Raw genomic sequence first — 22,194 nt, forward strand, 5'->3', positions numbered from 1 at the left:
CCACCGGCATCGAGATCAGCAACAAAGAAATGAAAGAACTCCCGATCACCCGCGACCCCTGGCATGGCGACTGGAACTACACCCTGCACCCGACGCACGACACGCCCGAGCCGCACTGACTTGATTCGCTACGAGCCCTTAGCTGAAATGGTTCACACCATTCTGCCGCAAGTTCTACGCTTGGCTAATGATCCAGTTGCGACTGGCTGCCGGCGACCTGGAACGGATGCGGTTCGACGTCTCGCCGATGGTCGAGGTGGTCCAGAGCGGTCGCATGCTGAACTCGGGCAGGTGGCGTCCGCCCTATCGGGAGTGGTATGCCGAGGCGCGTGCCCGGGTCCGCGCGCTTGACACGCAGCTGCTGGCCTTGCTGCTGCCGGACCGTCCGTTCATCGCCGACTTCCTGGTCGCGCGGCCGGGCCATGCGTCCACGATCGACGAGCACCTGCGAGCGATCGCCGAGTACCCCGCGGATCGTCTTCGGGACGACCTGCTGGTGGTGTGGCCCGACCGGCGGCCACCGCGGCTGGTCGAGTTGCTGGCCGACCCGGTCGGCGCTTCTCGGCGGATTGCCGACCTGCTGCATGGGTACTGGACGCTGCTCATCGAGCCGCACTGGCGGCGGATCCACGCTGTGCTGCGCGACGACGTGGCCTATCGCGCGACGCGGCTGGCGTCCGACGGCGTCGACGGCATGCTTGCCGACCTGCACCAGGAGCTCAGCGTTGCCGACGGCACGTTGTTGATCGACAAACCGCGGCACAAGGGGGCGCTGACCGCGAACGGACGATTCCAGGTGGACAAAATCGTCATATCGGGCGGTCGTTTAAGTCTCCGTCGAACAGAACCAACGGCCTCCAAGATCACCGGGGTGGTCCAGCTGCTGCGATCTGGGTTTTGGTGTTGTGTTGGGCGCTGCCGTGCGGGGTCGGGTCGTAGGTGGTGTCGTCCTGCCAGCAGCGCCAGATGACGCGGACCCAGGCTCGGGCGAGGATGCGGACGGCGTGGGCGTGGTCCTTGCCGGAGGCTCGGGCTCGGTTGTAGATGTCGGCGACCCAGGGCCGGGTCGGTGACCCCGGCCGGTGCCGTGCGCAGTCGGGTGAGCAGGACCGCGCCCTTCGGCAACGTCTGTTCGATCTCCCGAGGGAGCCTGGGTTTCCTGGCTGTGCGGGCGATCTTCCGGCGCGTCGGTGGTCGGCGTTCGTAAACGGGCCTGCTTGATGCGCCGCCATATCGCGGCGATCTTCCCGGGAAGCAACGTCATCACGCCGGTCGGCCGGCGGACATATCCCTTTTCGTAGAGCAACGTCGCACCTGCTGGACGAAGTCGCAGGGCGCCGACACCGCGCTCGGGTCGGTCAATGATCTCGTCGTGGGCGTTGAATGTCTGCCATCGCTCTATCTTCACCACTTTGTGTCCGTATTTGTAGCGCCTCGAACGGTTGTGGTGCCGGCACCGGGCCCACTCGCCAGGAACCCAGTTGCGACACGGCCAACCTTTGCTCGTCCGGGGGTACAAGCACTGCGCCGGCCACACGCGGCCTCGGAGCATCCACCGGATGACGGATACCGAGGCGACGTAGAAAGGAAACACGCCGCCGATCCACAACGGCCATGGGACGCTGGAGATGGAAGCGAGCCAGTCGAGATCCACTGCAGCGTCGCCGGAAGCAGCGACAAGTAGTCGTTCACCGGAACCCCCGCCCAGAGCGCGACCGACAGTATGGGAAGCATGCTGTCATCTGGGCAAGTCCATGTCCGCAGGGTGCGCCGTGGACATCCATAACTGAAGCGGTCGTAATGCAGATGCGGTGCCACACCTGGCCAGGTGTGACCGACGCGGGCCGAGCTGGCTCGACGAACCAGGTCAGAAACACCTACAGGCCCGCCGAGTTCGATTAATCCGGCCACGCGTGGCCCGGAGTTTGATTACGCTTCGGACGTTCGCGGCGGGCGCCGCTGGACGGTCCGGTACTGTTGGCCGCCCGGTGTCCAGGGGCGACCTAGGACGAACGTGACCGGGATTGTGACGCATTTCCGATCTGGGCTGGTGGATGGTGGTCGAGCTGCGGGAAGGTGAGGCGCCGGCGTTGAACACGGCGGAATCTGGGGCAGACGACGAAGGCGGCTCGCCCTCTGCCGACATCGAGGGAGCGTTGCGACAGCTCGCCGACCGGATTGGGCGGGAGCATGAGCGGGCAGCGTTTCGAGAGTCGATTATCGATCGGCTTCACGAGGAGAACCAGGAACTGCGGCGGGACCAGCTCACGACGGCGATGGAGCCGGTGAGGGCTCGCCTGTACCAGTTGCACGAGACGCTGCGGCGGGAGGCCCGGCGGTGGGCGTCCGGCGAGGCGCCGGGTGTGGAGCACGTCGCCCCGTTGCTGGACGCGCTCGCCGATGACGTCGTGGACACGTTGGGCCGCACCGGTGTTGAGCCGCTGGACGTCGAGGTGGGGGAGCGTTTCGACCCGAGCCGGCACCGGCCGCGTGAGGCGGCGGGCGACGCGGACACCGTGGTTGAGGTACTGACGATGGGATTCGCCAGCGGGGAACGGGTGGTCAGGCGTGCCGATGTCGCGGTCGGCCGTGCCGCGGAAGCGGACCCGGACACTGAGACGATCTGATAGGAGACACCCTTTCATGGCTGTGTTTGGCATCGACCTCGGGACGACCTACTCGTGTGTCGCGCATCTCGACGATGTCGGCCGTCCGGCCGTTGTGCGCAACGCCGAGGGCGCCGACACCACGCCGTCGGTCGTCTACCTCGAGTCCGTGGACAACATCGTGGTCGGATCCGTCGCGAAGAACACCGCGGTCATCCACCCGGATCTCGTGGTCAGCCTGATCAAACGGGAAATGGGGCAGGACTACGTCACGCCGGAGATCCACGGGCGGACATACGTGCCGGAGGAGGTGTCTGCCCTCATTCTGCGCAAGCTCACCGCGGACGCGGAACTGTTCACCGGCGACTCCGCCAACGACGTGGTGATCACCGTTCCGGCCTATTTCGGCATCGCCGAACGCGAGGCGACCAGGAGGGCCGGGGAGATCGCCGGGCTGAACGTCATCGACATCGTCAGCGAGCCCATCGCGGCGGCCATCGACTACGGCGTTCTCCGGCCGGACGAGGACCGCAGCATCCTGGTGTACGACCTGGGCGGCGGGACGTTCGACACCACGGTGATCACCATCCGCGGCGGTGACATCGAAGTGGTGTGCACCGACGGCGACCACAACCTCGGCGGTGCCGACTGGGACCTGCGGCTCGTCGAGCACCTCGCCAAGGACTTCACCGCGCAGCATCCGGATGCCACGGATCCGTTGGAGGACCGGGAGACCGAACAGGAGCTGCGCACCCTCGCCGAGGACATGAAGAAGGACCTCTCCTCGGCGACGCAGCGCACGGTGCGGGTCGTGCACGACGGCCGCCGGGCCACCGTCGAGGTCAGCCGTGACGTGTTCGAGGAGATCACCCACGACCTCGTCGACCGGACCGTCGACATCACCCGCCGCATCGTGGAGGAGGCCGGCCGGCGTGGTGTGACCACGTTCGACGACGTCCTGCTGGTCGGCGGCGCGACCCGGATGCCCGTGGTGCGCGCGCGGTTGGTGGCGGAATTCGGCTTCGACCCCAAGCTGCACGACCCGGACCTGTCGGTGGCCAAGGGCGCCGCCCGCTACGCGTTCGAGGAGACCTACCGGCGGCTGCTGTCCTCCGGGGAGACCGGCAAGGCGAACGAGATGGCCGACCGGGCCGGCCTGTCCGACAAGGCGCAGGAGGCGATGTCCAACCGGCAGATCCGCACGGTCGCCTCGCGCAGCTTCGGCATCAAGGCGGTACGCCGTGACAACCGCACCGACTTCGTCGCGCACCTGATCCACGCCAACGACCAGCTTCCCGCCGACGTCACCGAGGAGTTCGGCACCATCGACGACGACCAGCGGGCCATCCTGGTCGAGGTCATGGAACAGGCCGGGCCGAGGGAGTCGGACCTGGTGGAGAACAACAACCGGATCGCCGAGGGCGAGATCGAGATCCCGCCGCGGAAGCCGGCCGGCTGGCCCATCGACGTCACGTTCCGGCTTAGCACGAGTGGTCTGCTGCGGGTGGCCGCCGTGGAGAAGGAGACCGGCGTCCGTCTCGAGTTGTCCGTCCAGGTCGGCGGGATGACCGACGAGCAGGTGGAGAGCGCGCGGAAGTCCATCGCGCTGACCCGGGTGAGCTGACCGTGTCCAAGGTGCACCCGAATGGCCTTTGACGACAAACGTTACGTCGCCGAGGTTCTCGAACCCGCCAGAAGGGCGGGTACTCTGCCGGAGCTCGCGCAGCGGTACCAGATCGACGAGACCATGCCACCCGCCGAGGTGGTCGCACGCGTCGACGAGGTTCGCCGTGCCTGGCGCCGGGCCCGGCAGCAGGCCAGGTTCACTACGCTGGTCAACCGGCTGACCGCCGAGCACAGTGAGCTGGAGAAGCTGTTTGAGGCGGCCCGCCGCGATGACGCCGGACCGCTGCGCAAGGAGTTGCGCAACCGCAGGAAGCACGCCGCAGGGCGGGTGGCCGAGCTCGTCGCCGAGGTGGTCGCGATCGCCGGTGAGCTCGGGCGGATCACGCCGCAGGTGCTCGACGACGCGGCCACCCGGCACGGCATCCCGCTCGACGATCTGGAAGCGCTCACCCGCGCCGGTATCGACGGGGTCGAGATTTGCGAGCCGGACGAGCTGCCGGCGAGCGCGCCCATTCGCGCCTTCGAGGCCTATCGCGCTTCCCTGCAGGTGCTCGGACACCGCCACGCCTCGGACTTCCTCGCCGAGAAACGGGTTTCCGGAGCCTCGATCTTCGATCGGTTCGCCGTCGCCGGCGAACCTCGGCTCCGGTTCGACCGTCCTACGCTCGCGGCGCTGCGTGACCGGTGGGCCGAGCGGCCCCGCAACGAGCGCTCCACCAGCGCGGACACAATTCGAACGGCGCTGCAGGGCGTAGTCGGTACTGGCCAGGACGCGGTCCTTCGGCTGCTGCAGTACGAGATCGCCGAACAGCTGAGGGATCGCCGGCGCGGCGGCGTTCCGGACGGCATGCTGGTCACGCACGCGGTCTCGCTGGGGATCGCGCCCGAGGGCGCACGCCGGCTGGTGTTCGCCATCCGCCACGAGGATCTCAGCACCGGCGCCAGCTCGCTGCACCGGCAGCTGAGCGCGCTGCGCGAGGCCGGCCAGATCTACGAGGCCGGCCAACTCGTCGACACGGTGTCGCTCCCGGAGGACACGAAGGAACTGGCCGCCGAAATCGGGCGCCTGGTGGCGGCCGCCGTGGACCTGAGGAACCAGGCCACGGACGGCCCGACGCGGAACCTGGGGCCGGCCGAAGTGGACCGTCGGTGGCGCTCGCTGAGCGAGGCCCGTCGGCTGGTGCCCGACCTGCCGTCGGTCGGCGAGGCGATGCGTCGCCTGGTACCTGCCCCGCCGACGGACGTCCGAGTGGCCGTCAGCGCGGGCGTCGTGTCGGTGAGTTGGCAGGCATCCCGGTCGAATGCCGGAGACCTGACGTACCAGGTGATCCGCCAGCGGGACCGACCGCCGGCGAACGCGCTGGACGCCGAGCTGACGGTGGCGCGGACGGACGGGCTCGCGGCGCGGGACCAGACGCCGAGGGTCAACGAGACGCTCTACTACGCCGTGTTGACCCAGCGGGACGGCACGGCTTCCGCCACGCTGGCGGTCAGTGGGCCGGTACTGGTCCGGCCCGAGCCCGAGGGGATTCGGCTGCACGCCGGCGACGGCGTCGTCGAGGGGCGTTGGCGACTACCCGCCAAGGCCGAGCGGGTCCTGGTCCGTCGGGTCGCGGAGGGCTCGCCCACGGCCACGGCCACGGTCGGTGTGGAGATCGCCGCGGACGCCAACGGTTTCCGGGATCTCGGCGTGCGGAACAACACCACGTACCGGTACTGGATCGGCGCCGTCTACCTGGACCGGTTGGGCTCGGCGGCCACCACGGTCGGGACGGTGCTCTCGGCGACCCCGACCAGGAAGCCCGAACCGGTTCGGTCGTTGCGGGTCCTGCTGGACTCGGGCGACGCCGAACGCCTTCGGCTCGAGTTCGCCGCGCCCGAGCACGGCACGGTGGAGATCGTGGAGCTCGCCGATCGTCCACAATGGCCGATGGGCAAGGAGCTGGAGCTGGCGGCCGCCCGCAAGGCCGGTACGCCGGTCGCCGGTATGCCGACGCCGACCGGGCTGACCGTCCGCCGGCCCGCGCACCCGGTGTTCTACCTGGCGCTCACGGTGGCCGGCGACATGGCGGTGGTCGGCGCGGTCACCGAGTTCGTCTGGGTCGCCCCGCTGACGGGACTGACCGCGCGACGGATGGGAACCGAGGTCACGCTCGGCTGGCAGTGGCCGACCGGTCTCGGCACCGTGGAGGTCGGCTGGTCGCAGGCGGGCGAGGAGCCTCGCCAGCAGCGCGTGACCAAGGCGAGCTACCAGGCCGACGGCGGCGTGCGCCTGCCGGCGGACCCGGCCATCGCGGTGGCGATCGTCGTCCGGCCCGTGGTCCGGGTCGGCGCCGAGGACCGAGCCGGCGTGGAACAGCGGATCAGCGTGCCCGGCCGGCTGTTGGCCCGGTACGGGATCACCTGGCGCGGTCCGCCCTGGCGCCGGTGGGTTCTGGTGGAGGTGTCGGCCGAGCAGTCCGTTCGGATCGAGCGGCTGGTGCTGGGCCTGCGGCCCGGCCGGGTGCTCCCGCTCCGGCTCGACCAGTGCACGCGGCTGGGCGAGCTGTCCGATGTGGAGCTCGCGCCCGACCGGCCCGCCCGGATGGAGATCGCGGCGCCGAGCCAGGCCCGGCCGTACTGGCTGCGCTGTTTCGTCGAGGGCGACGGCGTCGAGTTGCTCGATCCGCCGACGGACCAGTTACGAAGGGACTGAGTGCATGACGGTGGCGGGAATCGCCGGTCGCGGGAAGGACCTCACCTGCCCGTACTGCTTCGAACGGGTGCCGCGGCGGCGCGTGGAGTTCCGTTGCCGCGGCCGGGTCGCCGGCCAGTCGGGATGCCAGGAGGTCCCCGACGAACGACACGCGGCGTTCACCCGGCAACCGCCCGAGCCGCGACCGCCGGTGTTCGCCGCGGACGGCCGGCAACCGAGGGCGACCTGCCCGAAGTGCGAGCTGGAGTCCGCCCAGCGGGTCTGCCCGGCGTGTCACACCCACCTGCCCGGCTCGTACCTCGACGCGACCAGCCGGATCGTCGCCCTGGTCGGCGCCAAGGGCGCCGGCAAGAGCACCTACATCGCCGTGCTCATCCACGAGCTGCAGAACCGGGTCGGCGAAGAGCTGCAAGCCTCCCTCGTCGAGTGCGACGACCGCACCCGTCGCCGCTACCGCGAGGAGTTCCACGCGCCGTTGTTCGGCTCCCACCGGCTGCTGCCGGTCACCCAGTCTGCGGCCACCCGGCTCAACGACCCGCTGATCTACACGCTGACCCTCGGCCGGTCCGGGTTGCTGCGGCGCGGGAACCCGGCGCTCACCCTGGTGCTGTTCGACAACGCGGGCGAGGACTTCACCAGCGACGAGTCAGTGGACCGACACCTCCGCTACCTCGGTGCGGCCGACACGGTGATCTTCCTGGTGGACGCCGACGACCTGCCGGGAGACGCCCCGCAGGACGTGATCGGCCGGGTCACCGAGATGCTCCGCACGCAGCACGGCATCCCGGCCGGCCGCCCGCTTCCGGTGCCGGTCGGGGTGGCGCTGACCAAGATCGATGCCATCGCCGACCAGCTGTCCCCGGCGTCGGCGCTGCGGCGCCCCCGGCCCGCCTCGGGTTCGTTCGACCCGGCCGACCGGGAGGCGGTGCACGAGGAGGTTCGGGCACTGCTGGACAGCTGGCAGTCCCGCGGGCTGGACCTGTTCCTGGAGCACAACTTCCGCACGTACAACCTGTTCGGCCTGTCGGCGCTCGGCAACACACCGCAGGGCGAGGTGGTGGACCCGCGCGGCATCCAGCCGTACCGGGTGGAGGATCTGCTCCTCTGGCTGCTGCATCGGTTCGGGATGTTGCCCACGCGGCGGCGAGGGAGGAGCTGACCGTGGCCCAGCAACTGCACTACACCTCGGCCGAGCGAGGGCTGGCGGGGCACGCCGGGTTCCAGTTCGTGGCGGAGAGCTCGACGGTGACGCCGGACGTGCGGCATGTGGTGATGCCGTTCATGTCCTACCGGCCGCCACCGGACACGCCGCCGCAACCCGACTCCCGACAGTGCGCGGACCTTCCGGTCTCGCTGTGCTACCAGCGGGTCGCCGGGCACGCGATGCTGGTGCGGTGCCGTTACCTCGGCCAGGACTACTCCGGCCGGTACGGCAACTTCTTCGGCCACGCCGTCGTCGCAGGGGACGAGGAGCTCGAGGGGATCCGCCCGATCGAGCTGTGGGGTGCCGCGTTCTGGGCCGAGCGGCCGGCACCGACCGACACGCTCGCGGAGCTGGGTGAGGTCACGCCCGGCCCGGAGATCAGCCCAGACCTCGTGACGCGCCATCTCAGTTCGTTGGGGGAGTGCGGATACGCGCAGCTCGGTGCGTTGCTGGACGCGGTGCTGGACTGCCTGGCCGGCCGCACCGGCCGGGTCATCCTGTCGACCGAGCGGGCCGGCGACGTTGCCGTGTGGATCGCCGCACTGTCCTACTCGCTGCCCTTCGAGGTGGCCGCCGACCTGAGCTTCACCACGTACACCGCGGATCCGGAGTCCGCCCAGCAGCGGCTGGTCGGTACCACCCCGACCGTGCTGTCCGCGATCGCCCGGCCCGGACGGGCGTTCCGGCTGGACGGGGCGGACGGGATCGTCGACCCGCCGGGCCGGTTCGCCGAGATCGTGGTGGGCGCGTGGCGAACGGCGAACCTGGAGACCATCGACGCGCTGAGCGACCTGGCCGGGCGTCTCGACGACGACCTGGCTCTCGCCGGCACGGTGACGGCCTTCTCGCTGGGCAGCGAGCTGCGGCCGGACGAGTCGGTCGCGATGGTCGAGGCGCTGCGTCGGGCGGGGCGCGGGCTGCCCGAATGGCTCTGGCGGAATCTCGCGATGGTGCTACCGAGGGTCGGCGCCGACCTCGCGGCGGCCATCTACCAGGCGGCGGACGAGCCGCGTCGCCCGGAGCTCGCCGGCCCGGCCGGTGAGCCGTTCGCGGCCGCGCTGCTCGCCGCGGACGAGCTGACCGAGGTCGTGCGGTTGCTGCGGCTGGCCGCGACCGCCGGCCTGAGCATCCCCGACGGTGACGTGGTGGGAGCGGCCTCCGGCTGCACCAGAAGGGGCCGCGGCGATGTGCTGGCCGCGCACGGGGCCTGCCCGCGCAGGTACCGGCAGGCCCTGTTGACCGGCATGTTGAGTGGCCTGGCCGCTACCGACGAGGCGATCCGCCGGACCATGCTCACCCCCGCGGTCTGCGACTGGCTCGTCGACGTCCAGTGGCCGGCCGGGCACGAGCTGGTCCCCGCCGTGTGGGTGTCCGTCGGCACCAGGAACCCCGGCCGGCGGGACGAGCTGACGGCTCGGATCGCCCGGGAGGCCGACCGGCCGCCGGTCGAGCGAGCCGAGCTGGTCGTGGCGATGTGGGGCCGCGAGGTGCCGTCACCCAGCCAGGGGTTGGCCGTCGTCGAGACCGTCGGCCGCGCCGTCGCGGCTCAGCCGGCACTGCTCGGGCTGGTCGGCCGGGCCCTGGCGACAGGTCGGCTGGAGGCCCAGGGCACGGCCAAGCTCGCCGTGGCCGTCGCCGAGTTGTCTCCTGTGGACGGTTCGTACGGCGTGGCCGAGACCGGGCGGGCCGCTGCCCGGGCGGTCGCCGACGCGCATCTCGTGATGGACCTCAAGGCCCTGCACGAAGCGCTCACCAACGACCGGGACCTGGCGACACCCTTGGCGCGGCTGCAGCGGAGCCGCACGTCGGGCACTGCCGCCCTCGTCGACACGGTCACCCGGGCCGTTGCGGAGGAGCTGCTGGGAGTGCACCTGAGACTCCTGGTGGGCCTGTACCGCAGGCTCTCGCCCGAGCTGCGGTCGGCGATCGGACTGGCCTGGGCGGACCTGGACTACCGGACGCCGTCCGACGTGACCGTGCTGGCCGAGCTGGTCCTGGCCCTGCGCCGCGATCGGCTGGGCGTACCGGAGCTCGACAGGCGGTTGGTGCGGCTGCTGGACCGCAAGTCGACCCGGCAGCGCGTCGAGCAGGGGCTGCGCCGCCGGGACTCGAAGCTGCTGGACGAGCTCGCCGAACTGACCAAAGCGGCCGGGTCCGAGAAGCGCGGCGTCCTCGGCATGTTCACCCGTAAGCGCGACAGCTGAAGGAGGGTCTCGGTATGCCACTCCTGTGGTTGTTGGGCTTCGGCGCGTGGGCTTTCGGTCTGTATATCCAGATCACGTACGTGGTCCTGCCTGCGGCGGTGGCGTCCGTGGTCGTCTTCGCACTCGTGGTCGTGTGGTTCTACCTGCGCGCGGTCTGGGATGTGCTGACGGACCGGACGCGTAGCGGGATCGCGACGCCGCCGTTCCGGCAGCAGGACGACAGGTCGGGCCCCGAGCCGGCGTTCCTCGCCTACCCGCTCCGCCAGATCTGGATCGACCTGTGGCAGATCGTCCGGGATGCGCTGGAGAGCACCCGCGACGGTGCGAGGAGCGCCATCGGGTGGGTCAGGCAAACCGTCGACATATCGGTCGGCGGGTGGTCGACGATCGGCATCGTCGCGCTGGTCCTCCTGCCGACGTCGGCGGCGCTGGTGTTCGGTGCTGCCGCCGGGGTGCTCGCCGGCCTGGCCGCCTATGTCGGTATCGTCCTCGCCACGGCCGCGCTGATGCTGGTGCTGGCCGTGGTGTGGGCACTCGTCTGGCTCGCGTTGGCCGCGGTCGAAGGCCTGTTTCGGCTGTGGCGCAGGATTCGCCAGTCCTGTCCGTACGCCGGGTGCTACCGGCGGATCGCGCTGCCCACGTACGAATGCCCACGGTGCGGGCAGCGGCACCGGCGGATCGCGCCCAACGAGTACGGCCTGCTCCGGCACGACTGCCGGTGCGGCGCGGCGCTGCCGACCGCGATCGTGCTGGGCCGGCACCGGATGACCGCGTTGTGCCCGCACTGCAACCGCCCGCTGCCGCAACGTGTCGGCCGGGTCCCGGTGGTCACCGTGCCCGTCGTGGGCGGCCCTGCGGCGGGCAAGACCACGTTCCTGTGTCTCGCGGTCAGCGCGTTGCACACCCGGCTGAACGACGTCGGCGCCGCGGTCGGCTTCGCGGAGCCGGCGCAGGAACGGGTGTTCTCCGCGGGTCGGCGCCAGCTCCGCGAGGGCGGGGTGCTGGACAAGACCGTGCAGCGAATGCCGGACGGCGTCATGCTCGACGTGGGCATCGGCGGTCGGTCCGACCGGATCCTCTACCTGTTCGACCCGGCGGGTGAGTCCTATGCCGCGGCGGATGGAGTCGAGGCGCAGGGCTACCTCGACCACGCCGAGGGGTTGATCATCGTGGTCGACCCGTTCGCCGTCGACGCCGTCGTGCGCTCCCTGACTCAGGCCGAGCGCGACGCCACTCGCACGGTCGCCGGTCCGGTCGGCACCGCCGAAGCACAACCGGAGGGTGTCGTCGGCAGGCTGTTCGACCTGTTGCGATCCCGTTCCGGCGCCACGAAGCTGCGCCGCATCGCCGTCGTGGTCAGCAAGACCGACGCGCTCGAGAAGACGGCCATCGGCCGAAGTCTCGGTGCGGACGGCGACGTCCAGTCCTGGCTCAACCAGGTCGGCTGGGGCAACAACGTCCGGCTGCTCGAGCAGAACGCGACCGAGGTCGGCTACTTCAACTCCGCACTCGACCTCGCCGACGATCGTTACCTCGAGCCCCTCCAGTGGCTCGCCGGCATCTCCGTCAACGGCAACGTCCAGCCACCCAAGGAGAATCCGCCGCTGGAGCCGAAGGGCGACAAGGTCACCGTTCCCCACGGCTACCGTCTCGGCCGCGGCGTCACCCTCGTGACGTCGCTGACCGCCGGTGTGGCGGCCACCACCCTCGCCGCCGGCGGGATCATCGGCGGGATCACCGGCGCCTTCGACGAGTCCGCGTCTCCCTCCACTCTGGACTCCTCCCGCGTGGTCGGACGCTCCGACTGATGGGCGGGATCTTCATCAACTATCGGCGAAATGCCCCGGCCGAGGTGGTCGACGGGATCTACCAGCGTCTCCGCGACTACTTCGGAAAGGAGCAGGTCTTTCTCGACCGGGAGTCCATCAGCTTGGGGGCTACCTACTGGGACGAGATCTACAAACGAGTGCCCGACGTCGACGTGCTGCTCGTCCTGGTGCACCGAGAATGGTTCACCGAACGGGACGAGAACGGGACCCGGCTGCTCGACCGCGAACGTGACTGGGTGCGCGAGGAGATCGAGCTCGGCCTGAAGTCCGGAACGAGAATCATTCCGGTGCCCCTCGACGATGCCGACTGGCACGCGAACGCCGACCTCCCGGCGTCCATCCTCTCGATCCGGGGCAACCAGTTCCACCGGGTGTGCCGCGAGTCTGCGGCCACCGACGTGGACACGCTCATCGAGCGGCTCAAGTCCGATGTGGCCCCGACCTGGACGCCGGGCGATGGTGGCGACGCCGAGCCGAGGCGTCCCGGTTGGTGGCTCGGTGTCCTCACCGGCCTGTGCTCGCTGCTCGCGCTCGCCGGGCCGCCGATCCTCGTGCGCGACGACTCGCCCACCGCACCCGGCGAACTGCCACCACTCGTGCCGACCGCCTGGCTGTTCGCGGTCGTGATGCTCGCCGTCCCGATCGTGTTCCTGTTCATCCACGTGCCGTTCGGAAAGGTCATCGGCTCCTGGGAGCGGGAGGTTCACCGCGCCCCGACCGACCGATACAACCGGGTGGTTCTGCTGGCCGCCGGGATGTTCCTGCTGATCCTGGTCTGGCTCACGATCAGCACGGACATGACCGACTCCGGCCGGCTGTTCGTCTTCGTCAGCCTGTTCATCACCGCCCTGTGGGCCTCCGTGACGATGCTGCGCAACGAGCGAAAGGATCGGGATCTCGACGACCGCTGGCCACACACCCTGGGCCGCCCCCTCCGCGCTCCCGCGGTGCGCCGTGCCATGGTCCGGCTCGACCACCGGCTCACCACCTGGCCCCGCAAGCTGTCCCGCGAGCAGGAGGACAAGGCCACCTGGATGCTCGGCCGGCTCACCGAAGCCGCCCAGAACCTCGACGCCGAGACCACGCGGCGCCGACCGCGCTGGCTGTTCGACGACCACCGCTTGGGCCTCAGCGGCTACGCCTTCTGGATCAGCGCCACCACCGGTTTCCTCGCCGCCTCGGCGGTTCCGGAGCTCCGCGCGGGAACGGCCACGCTCCGGCTCTGGCTGCTCCTGGCCTTCGTCTTCGCCGTCACGTGCCTCGCGATAGTCCTGACCGTCGAGCTCGGCTACCGCCAGCATCGCCGCTGGCGGCGACGCCTCGCCCGGGAGGTCACCGAGACCGTCGCGACGTTCAGGGGGCGGCTGGACATCCTCACCTCACCGCCGCCGTGGGACACGCGGCAGAAGTGAGCTGACAACCCGACGCACGGCCGCGGTGTTACTTCCCACGGACGGCGGCGGTCGGTGAGCATCGTCGCGCCTGGCTGTAGGGAGAGCAGAATCGCTGTGCGGCCGGTCATCCGGTCGTTGGTGCGCTGCCTCGGGAAGGCCGCCGGAGCAGCAGGAGCAGTGGCTGCAGGAGAAAGCCGCCAACGGCGCCACCTCAGTCAGTGGGTAGCGGGCGGCGATCTTCGCGGTCAGCACGCCGTCGCGGAGCAGGCCGAAGACGTGTGTGAGGTCGGTGCGTATCAGGCCCGGAACGCCTCGCGCTTGGCCGAGTCCGGCTTGCCCGCGCCCGACCACACGTTGTAGAAGCTCGCGTGCTTGCGGGTGGGCAGGTAGTTCCAGAACGCCAGTTTCGCCATCAGGTGCAGGAAGCTGAGCAGCACCGGAGTGGTGTCGTCGAGCTTGCTGGCGATGCTGTAGGAGACCAGGGTGCCGGTGCGGTTGAGCAGCCGGTGGGAGACGGTGATGCTCTTGCCTGCGAGGTGGTCGAACACGGCGTCCACGCCGTCGGGGGCCACCGCACGGACACGCGCGGCGACGTCGGGATCCCGGTAGTCGATCGGCTCGACTCCCAGCTCGCGCAATGCCTCGTGATGGCGCGGGCTGGCGGTCCCGATCACGCGGACGCCCGCGTGCCGGGCGAGTTGCACCAGGATCGAGCCCACGCCGCCGCTGGCCCAGCACGAGCACGGTCTGCCCGGCTTGCACCTTTCGCGCTGTGGTGCAGCATCTGGTAGGCGGTCAGCCCGTTGACGATCAGGGTCTCCGCCTCGTCGGCGCTGATCCCGTCGGGCACCTCCACCAGGTCGGCGGCGGCCAACAGAACGGCGGTGGCCCAGTCACCCGTCTTGGTCAGTGCGGCGACCCACCGGCCGAGCAGCGCGTGGTCCACGCCGGGACCGACGGCCTCGACGACGCCGACGAGGTCGTAGCCGGGCACGAACGGGAATGCGGGCTGGCCGTAGTAGCGGCCTCGGCGCATCGCGCTCTCGGCGAAGGAAACAGCGGTCGACTCGACGCGCACCAGGGCCTGGCCGGCCGCCGGTGCCGGCAGCGAGCGCTGGACCAACTGCAGTCCGGACGGTTCGACCTTGCCCGGCAGCACCACCTCAGTGGCTGTCACGGTGGCCTCGGTGGGGATGGTCGTCTCAGCCATGGCCGGCTCCTCGAAGGTGGCGGCTACGGAGGTTCCAAGCAGCGATCGCGGCCGGCGTTGATCCGAGCGCGCTCGTGGAGGCGATCAAGTCGGCGCAGGCGGAGATCGACAACGCTCCGGCGCCCGAGCTGATGGACGTGGCCGAGGTGTATGGGCGGATCGACTCGCTCGGCGAGTGCCGGCGACGCTCAACGATGCGTCGGGAGAGGGGCTCGTCGAGGGCTACCGGCTGCGGGTCCTGGGGGATAGGTCGGCGACGAACGGAGCAGTGAACTCCTCGCCTTCCGGCACAGATCGCCTTCGGTCCGGTGTCGAACGTCGCTGTCGGCAGTGCGACCTGACGACGGACCCGGTCGGCCTGGCTCGCTGCTAGTGTTCGATCACCCGCGTGACGGTGAGGAGGCGGTGGTGACCTTTGCGGAGTACGTGCGCGAGAACTGGATCACGATCGTCAACGACACGATCCTGCACGTCGACGTGACACTGGGCGCGGTCGCGATCGCGGTGGTCATCGGCGTGGGGCTCGGCATGCTCACCTACCGGCACTCGACGCTCGCGGCGCTGGCCACGACGACCACCGGCGCCTTCCTGACCATCCCGTCGGTCGCGCTGCTCGGCGTGCTCATCGCACCGTTCGGTCTTGGCGTGCTACCGGTGCTCGTGGCGCTGGTGGTCTACGCGTTGCTGCCGATCACGCGGAACACGATCGTGGGCCTGCAGGAGGTGGACCCGGCCGTGGTGGAGGCGGGGCGCGGCATGGGCCTGAGTAGGACCCGGGTGCTCTGGGACCTTCGGCTCCCGCTGGCCTGGCCGGTGATCTTCGCCGGGGTTCGGGTGTCCACGCAGATCATCATCGGGATCGCGGCCATCGGCGCTTGGGTGAAGGGCCCCGGGCTGGGCAACCAGATCTTCAACGGGCTCGGCCGGTTCGGCGGCGCCAACTCACTCAACCAGGTGCTCACCGGCACACTCGGCATCGTCGTGCTCGCTCTCCTGTTCGACCTGGCGCTGGCTGGCGTCGCCAGGTTCACCACCTCACGGGGGCTACGTGCCTGAATCCACTACCGGCCGCCCTGGCGAGACCATCGAGCTCACCGACGTCACGAAGCTCTATCCCGGTCAGGCAGAGCCGGCCGTCGAAGCAGTGTCGATGGTCATTCCTGCTGGTGAAGTCGTCGTCCTGGTCGGACCGTCGGGCTGCGGCAAGACCACGACAATGAAGATGATCAACCGTCTGATCGAGCCGACCTCGGGCACGATCACGATCGGCGGCACCGACGTGCTCACGCTCGATCCCAACCAGCACCGGCGCGACATCGGCTATGTCATCCAGCAGATCGGCCTGTTCCCGCACAAGCGGATCGAGGACAACGTCGGTCTGATGCCCAAGGTGCTCGGCTGGAGCAGGTCCCGGGTCCGGGCCAGGGTCGCCGAGCTGCTGGAACTGGTCGGCCTTCCCGCGGACTACGCACGGCGCTACCCCCGTGAGCTGTCCGGTGGTCAGCAGCAGCGGGTCGGTGTCGCCAGGGCGCTCGCGGCCGACCCGTCCGTGATGCTGATGGACGAGCCGTTCGGCGCGACCGACCCGATCACCAGGGACCACCTGCAGAACGAATTCCTGCGGCTCCAGCGTGAGGTCCGCAAGACCATCGTGTTCGTCACCCACGACTTCGACGAGGCGCTCAAGATGGGTGACCGGATCGCCGTGCTCCGGCCGCGGTCGGTGATTGCGCAATACGACTCGCCGGAGGCGATCCTGGCTGCCCCTGCCGACGACTACGTCGCCAGCTTCATCGGCGCCGGGGGACAGCTGAAGAAGCTGGCGCTGCTGCGGCTGCGCGACGTCGAGCTGGCCCCGGCACCGCGAGTCGAGGGACTGCCGCGAATCGTGGTCGAGGCAACGGTCCGCGACGCGCTCGATCTGATGCTCGGCGAGGGCAGCGACGTCGTACTGGTCACCGACGACTTCGGAGACGACGCCAAGGTGCTCGGGTCGCTGCACCTGCAGACGGTGATGGGCACGGCCGTGGGGAAAGTCGGGAACCCATGACGGCACCGGTCAAGGCTGCGCGCCCGGCCATGGCCGCACGCGGAACGGGACGGCCCCGCCGGGCAGGCCTGCTGACGCGACCCGCGCTGATCGTGGCCGGCCTGCTGGTGTTGTGGTTGTGGACGCGGGGACAGAGCCTCGACTCGATCGAAGCGCGCAACGTCAACGGCGAGGTGATCGGGTCCCAGGTGCTCGAGCACGTCGAGCTGACGTTGATCTGTACCGCGCTCACGATCGCCATCGCGATTCCGCTCGGTATCGCTGTCTCGCTCTCGCGCAGCCGGGCCGGGCGGCTGGTGGTGCTAAGCCTGGGAAACCTCGGCCAGGCCGTCCCGTCCGTCGGACTGATCGTCCTGCTCGCTCTCGTGATCAGCATCGGCGTCGGCACCGCGGTGATCGCTCTGGTCGCCTACGCCGTGCTGCCGGTACTCCGCAACACCATGGTCGGCATCGAGGGCGTCGACCCGGTGCTGACCGAGGCCGCTCGCGGGATGGGGCTGTCGCGGCTCGCAGTGCTGTTCACGGTGGAACTGCCGCTCGCCGTGCCGGTCATCCTCGCCGGCGTCCGCACCGCCCTGGTACTGACCGTCGCCAGTGCACCGCTGGCCGCCCTCATCGACGGCGGCGGGCTCGGGGAGGGCCTGTTCACCGGCCTCACCTTGAACCGGCCGGTCATCAGCGTCACCTTCGGGGTGCTGGTGGCCGCGCTCGCCCTGTTCGCCGACTGGCTCGGCCTGCTGGCCGAGATGTTCTTGCGACCCAAGGGAATTTGACCCGCACTGTGCCTGATGATCGCTCCGCAAGCTTCACGAATCCGAGGAGGAACTCCCATGCGCGGCTTTTCCGTCGTCGCCGTCGTCGTCAGCCTTGCGGTGCTGGCCGCCGGCTGCACGCTGGAGGACGAACCCACCAAAGCCGAGACCGGAGCCGGTTCCATCGAGAAGATCGATGAGCTCGGCGGGGTCACGATCACCGTCGGGTCGAAGGAGTTCGACGAGCAGCTGGTGCTCGGCCAGATCGCAATCCTCGCTCTGCAGGCCGCCGGTGCCGATCCGGTTGACGAGACGAACATCACCGGGACGGACGCGGTCCGTCGGTCGCTCACTACTGGTCAGATCGACCTGTACTGGGAGTACACCGGCACCGCCTGGGTCTCCTTCATGAAGCAGACCGAACGGGTGACCGACCCGGAGCAGCTGTTCGACAAGGTCAAGACGCTCGACGCCGAGAACGACATCACCTGGTGGGCCCGCGCTCCAGGCAACGACACCTACGCCATCGCAGCCAACCGCGAGGCCGCCAAGGAAAATGGCATCGAGACGATCTCGGACTACGCGGAGCTGGCGAACTCCAACCCGGAGGCGGCATCGACATGCATGGGCCCGGAGTTCAACAGCCGTGACGACGGGCTTCCCGGCCTGGCTGCGATGTATGGCTTCACGCTGCCCGACGCGCAGCGGCACGAGGTCAACGACGCCGTCGTCTACACCGAGATCGGCTCGGGAAAGACCTGCGACTTCGGCTCGGTGGCGTCCACCGACGGCCGGATCCCCGCGCAGGACCTGGTCGTACTGGAGGACGACAAGTCGTTCTTCCCGATCTACAACCCGGCGATCACGATCCGCACCGAACTCGCGACGAAATACCCCGACCTCGAAGACGTCTTCACCCCGATCGCCGACGCACTCGACGACAAGACGCTGCTCGCACTGAACGAACGAGTCAGCGTCGAGGGCGCCGCACCGGACAAGGTCGCGGCAGACTGGCTGCGGGACAAGGGCTTCATCGGCTGAGATCGTGGATCACGGGTTTCAAACCCCGTCGGCTCCACCGAAGCCGGCTGCGCGACCTGGGTGCTGCTACGCCTCGCGGACGAGCCAGCACTACCCGTCGCAACCCCGGTGGGCTCACCGACCGACAGCTGGAGGTGGTGCGATTGCTTGGGCGAGGCCTGTCCAACGCCGAGATCGCCCGCGAGATGGTGCTGTCGCCGAAGTCGGTCGAGCACCATGTCGGAGCGGTGCTGACCAAGCTCGGAGCCGCTTCCCGGCTCGAGGCCGCGCAGCGTCTCGGGATCAGCGACTCCGCCTGATCTGGGGGTCGGCGACGCAGAATTGGGGGCGCTGTCCCGATGTCGGCGGGGTTGGGCGGCTCCTAGCGTCACCGGCATGACCACCGACACCACTCCGAAGACCGAACCGAGCGGGCGGATCGACGTGCCCGGTTTCCGCGGGGAGCTCATCGAGCCCGGCGATTCCGGCTACGACAAGGCCCGTGCCGTCTACAACGGCGCGATCGACCGGCGCCCGCGCGTCATCGCTCGCTGCATCGACGCCGCCGACGTGATGGCTGCCGTGTCCACGGCACGTGCCCTTGGCCTGACCATCGCCGTCCGCGGCGGCGGTCACAATGCCGGCGGTCTGGGCGTGTGGGACGACGCACTCGTCATCGACCTCTCGGCGATGCGCGCCGTCCACGTCGACCCGGCCGAGCGAATCGTCCGGGTCGAGGGCGGCGCCGTCTGGGGCGATGTCGACCACGCGACTCATCCGTTCGGACTGGCTGTGCCGAGCGGCTTCATCTCCTCGAACGCCTCCGCCTCCACGGTGCCTAGTGTCGTGAGTCCGAGGAACGTAGGAATTTGCCGTCGACTTCCTGAGCGCCGTCGGTGCGGTCGGCCAACGCGGTCAGTGCAGGCAGGAGAAAAGACTGCGCTGTGGCGTTCAGGTCGTCAATCGCGGCGCGGACTTCGTGCTTTTGGCGGGACTTGACGAGGCGGGGCGGGAGCCCGCGGCCCCGCCGAGCGCGTTGGTGACGAGGCCGGAGATGACGCTGGACGAGATGGGCTCCATGGTCACCTCCCCGGTTCGTTCCACGAGTAGGCCCCTCCTGGGACAGTTGGAGACTCTCGGGCCCTCGGCAAGTCAAGGATCCCTCGGCCTGTCCGCGTCCGCAACGATGATCAAGAGCGTGCCACCGCCGCCCGCACGTGCGTGATCAACGACCGCCTACAGCGCGAGCATCGCCGTGGCGACCTCATCGGCGGCCGCGTCGGGGATCGCGGTCGCGGCCTGTTCGAGCACGAGCAGCCGCGCGCCAGGGATCTCGCGCGCGAGCGCCTCGCCGTTGCCGACCGGGAAGAACGGGTCGCGACGACCGTGCACCACGAGCGCCGGTATCGCGAGCTCGGGCAGGCGCTCGCGCCAGCGCGGCTTGCAGTCGAGCTTGGAGAACACCATGCGTATCTGGTTGGCCATCCCGACCGCGGGCTCCGCGCCCGGCGTGCGGTCGAAGATGCGCTCGGCGGTCGCGCGTGCCGCGGCGGGGTCGTCGCCGAGGACCTCCGCGCCGGCGGCGGCGAACTCCGCCACGGCCGCGCGGTCGGACCAGTCGGGCATCGGGAGCGCGAACCGCCGGTCCATCGTCGCCGCGTCGTGGTCGGGCAGGTCGTCGTCGACCGGGCCCGGTGCGACGGGCCGCGTCCCGGCGAGGGTGAGTGCCGAGAACGCGTCCGGGTGGTCGAGCGCGGCGACCTGGGCGACCATCCCGCCGACGCCGATGCCCGCCAGGTGCGCCGGCCGGCCGTCGAGTCCGCGGGCGAGCGCGACGGCGTCGGCGGCGAGGTCGCGCAGCGTGTACGCCGGCGCCTCGGGGTCGACGGTCGTCGACGCGCCGGAGTCGCGCAGGTCATAGCGCACAACATGACGTCCACCGTGACGTCCGCCGCGAGCGAGCGTCTCGCAGAGCGCGTCGGGCCAGGAGAGCATGGTCGTGCCGCCCGCGAGCAGCACGAGGGGCGCCGCCGCATCGCCGAAGTGCTCGACCCCGAGCGTGACGCCGTCGGGCGTGCGGAACGAGTGCATCGTCAACCTCCAGGACAGCTGCGTGACCGCGGCACATGCTACGCGCGAACGTCGCCCGCCGCTTCGGCACCAGCACCGACTCAGGGATCCGGTCAGAGGGCAGTTCGGAGCCGTGGCCAGTCGCTGCGACTCCGCCGGCTCCAACTCGCGAACGAACACCTCCGGCTGTCGAGGTGGGCGATCAAGGAGACACGGATTAAGACGCAAACGTTCCTCGGACTCACGACACTAGGTCCGCCAACTCCTCGGCTGACAATCGAGGAGCCAATTGCCCCGCTGACAGCGGCTACCGAATACCGCGCCCCGTATCGTTTCCGGAGCGCTTAGCGGCGTCTGAACGGTTCGATGCTGTGGTCGAACGGAGCGTTGGCCGCGGCAATCGCAGCGGCAAGCGGCCGATCCGAGGTCAGTCCGTCAGTCCGTCGATGGCTTGAGCTGCTTGGAGCAGGCAGATCGCGACGAGCACCAGGTCGGGTCTTGCGGGTTTGTCGGCGTGGTTGTGAAGTTCCAGGGTCTCGCGATCGACGTAGGCTTCGGCGCCCTTAGCGCTGGGATAGACGTGGGCGGAAAGCAGCCGGTAGGGGATGTATAGGACCTTGGCGTCATAGCGGGCGAAGAGCGAAGCGAAGTCGAGCATGGTCTGCCTGGTCGGCTCTGGGCGAGTGATGTCGTCGGGAATGGTCCAGCCCTGCGCCGTCGCCTCGTCGAACAGTTTCCGGCGGCTGTCCGCGGCCTTGGCGGCAGTGGCCGCTTCTCGGTCGTCGATCACCCACTGCATGACCATGGCGTGTTCGAGGATGGATCGGATGCTCGGCGACGCTTCGCGTTCCAGCGCGGCGTCATGTGCGAGGAGGACGAGTTGCTGCTGTTGTTAATCCAGACCCACCACCCGAACACGTCGTTGAACAGCTGCTCGTGCGCGGCCTGAACGTTCACCGCGCCCCCGTTGGTGAGCATGTCGAACGCGTCGATCAAGGTGCGGATGGCTTCACGGGCCTGCTCGACGGTGACCCGCTGGCTCGGTTTCGACGGTGCGGTAGCCGGCGGTGGTGAGCGCGTGGAGGCGGCTCGGGCAGCGGGTTGGAACGACGACGATGTGCGCGTCGTGCTCGGTCGTTATGTAGTGCGCTCTGATGTCGTGGTGCCACGTTCCGTTGATGTCGCTGTTCGAGCCGGTTGCTATGACCGGGATCGTAGCTTCGTTCGAACGTATATTCGAGTCGAAGAAGCTCTGGTGAGTCAGGCTTTCTGTCAGGGTCCCCAGGTTGGGTGCCGGGGAGGATGGCGGTCATGAGCAGGTCACCGAAGCCGGGGCGGACGGTGCCGGTGGATGAGCGGTTCCGGGTGGTGTTGGCGGTGTTGCAGGGTGAGATGTCGGTGGCGGAGACGGCGCGTCGACACGGGGTGACGGCGACGACGATCTCCAACTGGCGGGACGGTTCATCGAGGCGGGCAAGGGTGGGTTGGAGAACAAGATCTCCGGGCCTGCGCATGGTGGGACCGTGGCCGAGCG

General features: G+C 69.5%; 20 protein-coding genes and 1 pseudogene. 16 read left to right on the plus strand and 5 right to left on the minus strand.

Annotated elements, in window-relative coordinates; genetic code table 11:
• Positions 1 to 14: 14 nt before the first annotated feature.
• The 9 genes from GEV28_RS42250 (at position 15) to GEV28_RS11875 (ending at position 13,576) form a co-directional block, all read left to right on the plus strand.
• Positions 15 to 119, plus strand: a complete 105-nt coding sequence (locus GEV28_RS42250; protein ID WP_367115091.1) for a hypothetical protein — start codon at positions 15 to 17, stop codon at positions 117 to 119.
• A 107-nt stretch (positions 120 to 226) separates the two neighbouring features.
• Positions 227 to 970 (plus strand): hypothetical protein, encoded by a 744-nt coding sequence (locus GEV28_RS11840; protein ID WP_291411632.1) that lies wholly within the window; start codon positions 227 to 229, stop codon positions 968 to 970.
• A gap of 1,084 nt (positions 971 to 2,054) precedes the next feature.
• Entirely contained in the window at positions 2,055 to 2,627 is a 573-nt protein-coding gene (gene grpE, locus GEV28_RS11845; RefSeq protein ID WP_291411634.1) for a nucleotide exchange factor GrpE, read from the plus strand.
• 16 nt (positions 2,628 to 2,643) lie between these two features.
• Complete coding sequence (locus GEV28_RS11850) at positions 2,644 to 4,230, plus strand: Hsp70 family protein (protein WP_291411636.1); 1,587 nt, start codon at positions 2,644 to 2,646, stop codon at positions 4,228 to 4,230.
• Positions 4,231 to 4,251: 21 nt separating this feature from the next.
• Entirely contained in the window at positions 4,252 to 6,927 is a 2,676-nt protein-coding gene (locus GEV28_RS11855; protein WP_291411637.1) for a hypothetical protein, read from the plus strand.
• A 4-nt stretch (positions 6,928 to 6,931) separates the two neighbouring features.
• Positions 6,932 to 8,086, plus strand: a complete 1,155-nt coding sequence (locus GEV28_RS11860) for a hypothetical protein (RefSeq protein WP_291411640.1) — start codon at positions 6,932 to 6,934, stop codon at positions 8,084 to 8,086.
• 2 nt (positions 8,087 to 8,088) lie between these two features.
• Positions 8,089 to 10,335: a hypothetical protein gene (locus GEV28_RS11865; protein WP_291411642.1), complete on the plus strand. Its 2,247-nt coding sequence runs from the start codon at positions 8,089 to 8,091 to the stop codon at positions 10,333 to 10,335.
• A 14-nt stretch (positions 10,336 to 10,349) separates the two neighbouring features.
• Positions 10,350 to 12,143, plus strand: coding sequence for a hypothetical protein (locus GEV28_RS11870; RefSeq protein WP_291411644.1), 1,794 nt, complete (start codon positions 10,350 to 10,352; stop codon positions 12,141 to 12,143).
• The gene (locus tag GEV28_RS11875; protein ID WP_291411646.1) at positions 12,143 to 13,576 is read left to right on the plus strand and encodes a toll/interleukin-1 receptor domain-containing protein; all 1,434 of its coding nucleotides are present in this window, start codon (positions 12,143 to 12,145) and stop codon (positions 13,574 to 13,576) included. Before GEV28_RS11870 ends, GEV28_RS11875 begins: the two co-directional genes overlap by 1 nt.
• Positions 13,577 to 13,854: 278 nt before the next feature.
• Here the strand turns inward: GEV28_RS11875 and GEV28_RS11880 are convergent, their stop codons facing one another.
• Both GEV28_RS11880 and GEV28_RS11885 read right to left on the minus strand, forming a co-directional pair.
• Entirely contained in the window at positions 13,855 to 14,232 is a 378-nt protein-coding gene (locus GEV28_RS11880) for a zinc-binding dehydrogenase (protein WP_291411647.1), read from the minus strand.
• On the minus strand, positions 14,229 to 14,768 hold the full coding sequence (locus GEV28_RS11885) for an alcohol dehydrogenase catalytic domain-containing protein (RefSeq protein ID WP_291411649.1): 540 nt from the start codon (positions 14,766 to 14,768) through the stop codon (positions 14,229 to 14,231). Before GEV28_RS11885 ends, GEV28_RS11880 begins: the two co-directional genes overlap by 4 nt.
• Positions 14,769 to 15,176: 408 nt before the next feature.
• Here GEV28_RS11885 and GEV28_RS11890 point away from each other — a divergent pair, with 408 nt between their 5' ends.
• The 6 genes from GEV28_RS11890 to GEV28_RS11915 all read left to right on the plus strand — a co-directional run bounded on the left by GEV28_RS11890 (position 15,177) and on the right by GEV28_RS11915 (position 19,589).
• Positions 15,177 to 15,824 (plus strand): ABC transporter permease, encoded by a 648-nt coding sequence (locus GEV28_RS11890; protein ID WP_291411651.1) that lies wholly within the window; start codon positions 15,177 to 15,179, stop codon positions 15,822 to 15,824.
• A complete protein-coding gene (locus tag GEV28_RS11895) occupies positions 15,817 to 16,818 on the plus strand; it encodes an ABC transporter ATP-binding protein (RefSeq protein WP_291411653.1) in 1,002 nt (333 codons plus the stop codon). The genes GEV28_RS11890 and GEV28_RS11895 overlap by 8 nt, the downstream gene beginning before the upstream one ends.
• Positions 16,815 to 17,591, plus strand: a complete 777-nt coding sequence (locus GEV28_RS11900) for an ABC transporter permease (RefSeq protein WP_291411655.1) — start codon at positions 16,815 to 16,817, stop codon at positions 17,589 to 17,591. Before GEV28_RS11895 ends, GEV28_RS11900 begins: the two co-directional genes overlap by 4 nt.
• Positions 17,592 to 17,648: 57 nt before the next feature.
• The gene (locus GEV28_RS11905; RefSeq protein WP_291411656.1) at positions 17,649 to 18,611 is read left to right on the plus strand and encodes a glycine betaine ABC transporter substrate-binding protein; all 963 of its coding nucleotides are present in this window, start codon (positions 17,649 to 17,651) and stop codon (positions 18,609 to 18,611) included.
• Between the two features lie 56 nt (positions 18,612 to 18,667).
• Entirely contained in the window at positions 18,668 to 18,910 is a 243-nt protein-coding gene (locus tag GEV28_RS11910) for a response regulator transcription factor (RefSeq protein WP_291411734.1), read from the plus strand.
• A gap of 76 nt (positions 18,911 to 18,986) precedes the next feature.
• Positions 18,987 to 19,589, plus strand: coding sequence for an FAD-binding protein (locus GEV28_RS11915; protein ID WP_291411658.1), 603 nt, complete (start codon positions 18,987 to 18,989; stop codon positions 19,587 to 19,589).
• A gap of 237 nt (positions 19,590 to 19,826) precedes the next feature.
• Here the strand turns inward: GEV28_RS11915 and GEV28_RS11920 are convergent, their stop codons facing one another.
• The 3 genes from GEV28_RS11920 to GEV28_RS11930 all read right to left on the minus strand — a co-directional run bounded on the left by GEV28_RS11920 (position 19,827) and on the right by GEV28_RS11930 (position 21,656).
• Positions 19,827 to 20,681, minus strand: a complete 855-nt coding sequence (locus tag GEV28_RS11920) for an alpha/beta hydrolase (RefSeq protein ID WP_291411660.1) — start codon at positions 20,679 to 20,681, stop codon at positions 19,827 to 19,829.
• 406 nt (positions 20,682 to 21,087) lie between these two features.
• Positions 21,088 to 21,459, minus strand: coding sequence for a hypothetical protein (locus tag GEV28_RS11925; protein ID WP_291411662.1), 372 nt, complete (start codon positions 21,457 to 21,459; stop codon positions 21,088 to 21,090).
• Positions 21,447 to 21,656: a hypothetical protein gene (locus tag GEV28_RS11930; RefSeq protein WP_291411663.1), complete on the minus strand. Its 210-nt coding sequence runs from the start codon at positions 21,654 to 21,656 to the stop codon at positions 21,447 to 21,449. Before GEV28_RS11930 ends, GEV28_RS11925 begins: the two co-directional genes overlap by 13 nt.
• A gap of 315 nt (positions 21,657 to 21,971) precedes the next feature.
• Between GEV28_RS11930 and GEV28_RS42255 the strand changes: the two are divergent.
• Positions 21,972 to 22,106: pseudogene (locus GEV28_RS42255) on the plus strand (transposase); the annotation flags it as partial.
• Positions 22,107 to 22,194: the final 88 nt, after the last annotated feature.

The organism is Actinophytocola sp. (genome assembly GCF_009379765.1).
In the GTDB taxonomy this organism is placed as follows: domain Bacteria; phylum Actinomycetota; class Actinomycetes; order Mycobacteriales; family Pseudonocardiaceae; genus Actinophytocola.

What these genes read in the sequence shown, in the direction of transcription:
- GEV28_RS11900 (WP_291411655.1), top strand. Translation starts at nt 16,815, where the DNA reads ATGACGGCACCGGTCAAGGCTGCGCGCCCGGCCATGGCCGCACGCGGA.
- GEV28_RS11850 (WP_291411636.1), top strand. Translation starts at nt 2,644, where the DNA reads ATGGCTGTGTTTGGCATCGACCTCGGGACGACCTACTCGTGTGTCGCG.
- grpE (WP_291411634.1), top strand. Translation starts at nt 2,055, where the DNA reads ATGGTGGTCGAGCTGCGGGAAGGTGAGGCGCCGGCGTTGAACACGGCG.
- GEV28_RS11925 (WP_291411662.1), bottom strand. Translation starts at nt 21,459, where the DNA reads ATGCAGTGGGTGATCGACGACCGAGAAGCGGCCACTGCCGCCAAGGCC.
- GEV28_RS11920 (WP_291411660.1), bottom strand. Translation starts at nt 20,681, where the DNA reads ATGCACTCGTTCCGCACGCCCGACGGCGTCACGCTCGGGGTCGAGCAC.
- GEV28_RS11870 (WP_291411644.1), top strand. Translation starts at nt 10,350, where the DNA reads ATGCCACTCCTGTGGTTGTTGGGCTTCGGCGCGTGGGCTTTCGGTCTG.
- GEV28_RS11840 (WP_291411632.1), top strand. Translation starts at nt 227, where the DNA reads ATGCGGTTCGACGTCTCGCCGATGGTCGAGGTGGTCCAGAGCGGTCGC.
- GEV28_RS11860 (WP_291411640.1), top strand. Translation starts at nt 6,932, where the DNA reads ATGACGGTGGCGGGAATCGCCGGTCGCGGGAAGGACCTCACCTGCCCG.
- GEV28_RS11885 (WP_291411649.1), bottom strand. Translation starts at nt 14,768, where the DNA reads ATGGCTGAGACGACCATCCCCACCGAGGCCACCGTGACAGCCACTGAG.
- GEV28_RS11855 (WP_291411637.1), top strand. Translation starts at nt 4,252, where the DNA reads ATGGCCTTTGACGACAAACGTTACGTCGCCGAGGTTCTCGAACCCGCC.
- GEV28_RS11905 (WP_291411656.1), top strand. Translation starts at nt 17,649, where the DNA reads ATGCGCGGCTTTTCCGTCGTCGCCGTCGTCGTCAGCCTTGCGGTGCTG.
- GEV28_RS11915 (WP_291411658.1), top strand. Translation starts at nt 18,987, where the DNA reads ATGACCACCGACACCACTCCGAAGACCGAACCGAGCGGGCGGATCGAC.
- GEV28_RS11875 (WP_291411646.1), top strand. Translation starts at nt 12,143, where the DNA reads ATGGGCGGGATCTTCATCAACTATCGGCGAAATGCCCCGGCCGAGGTG.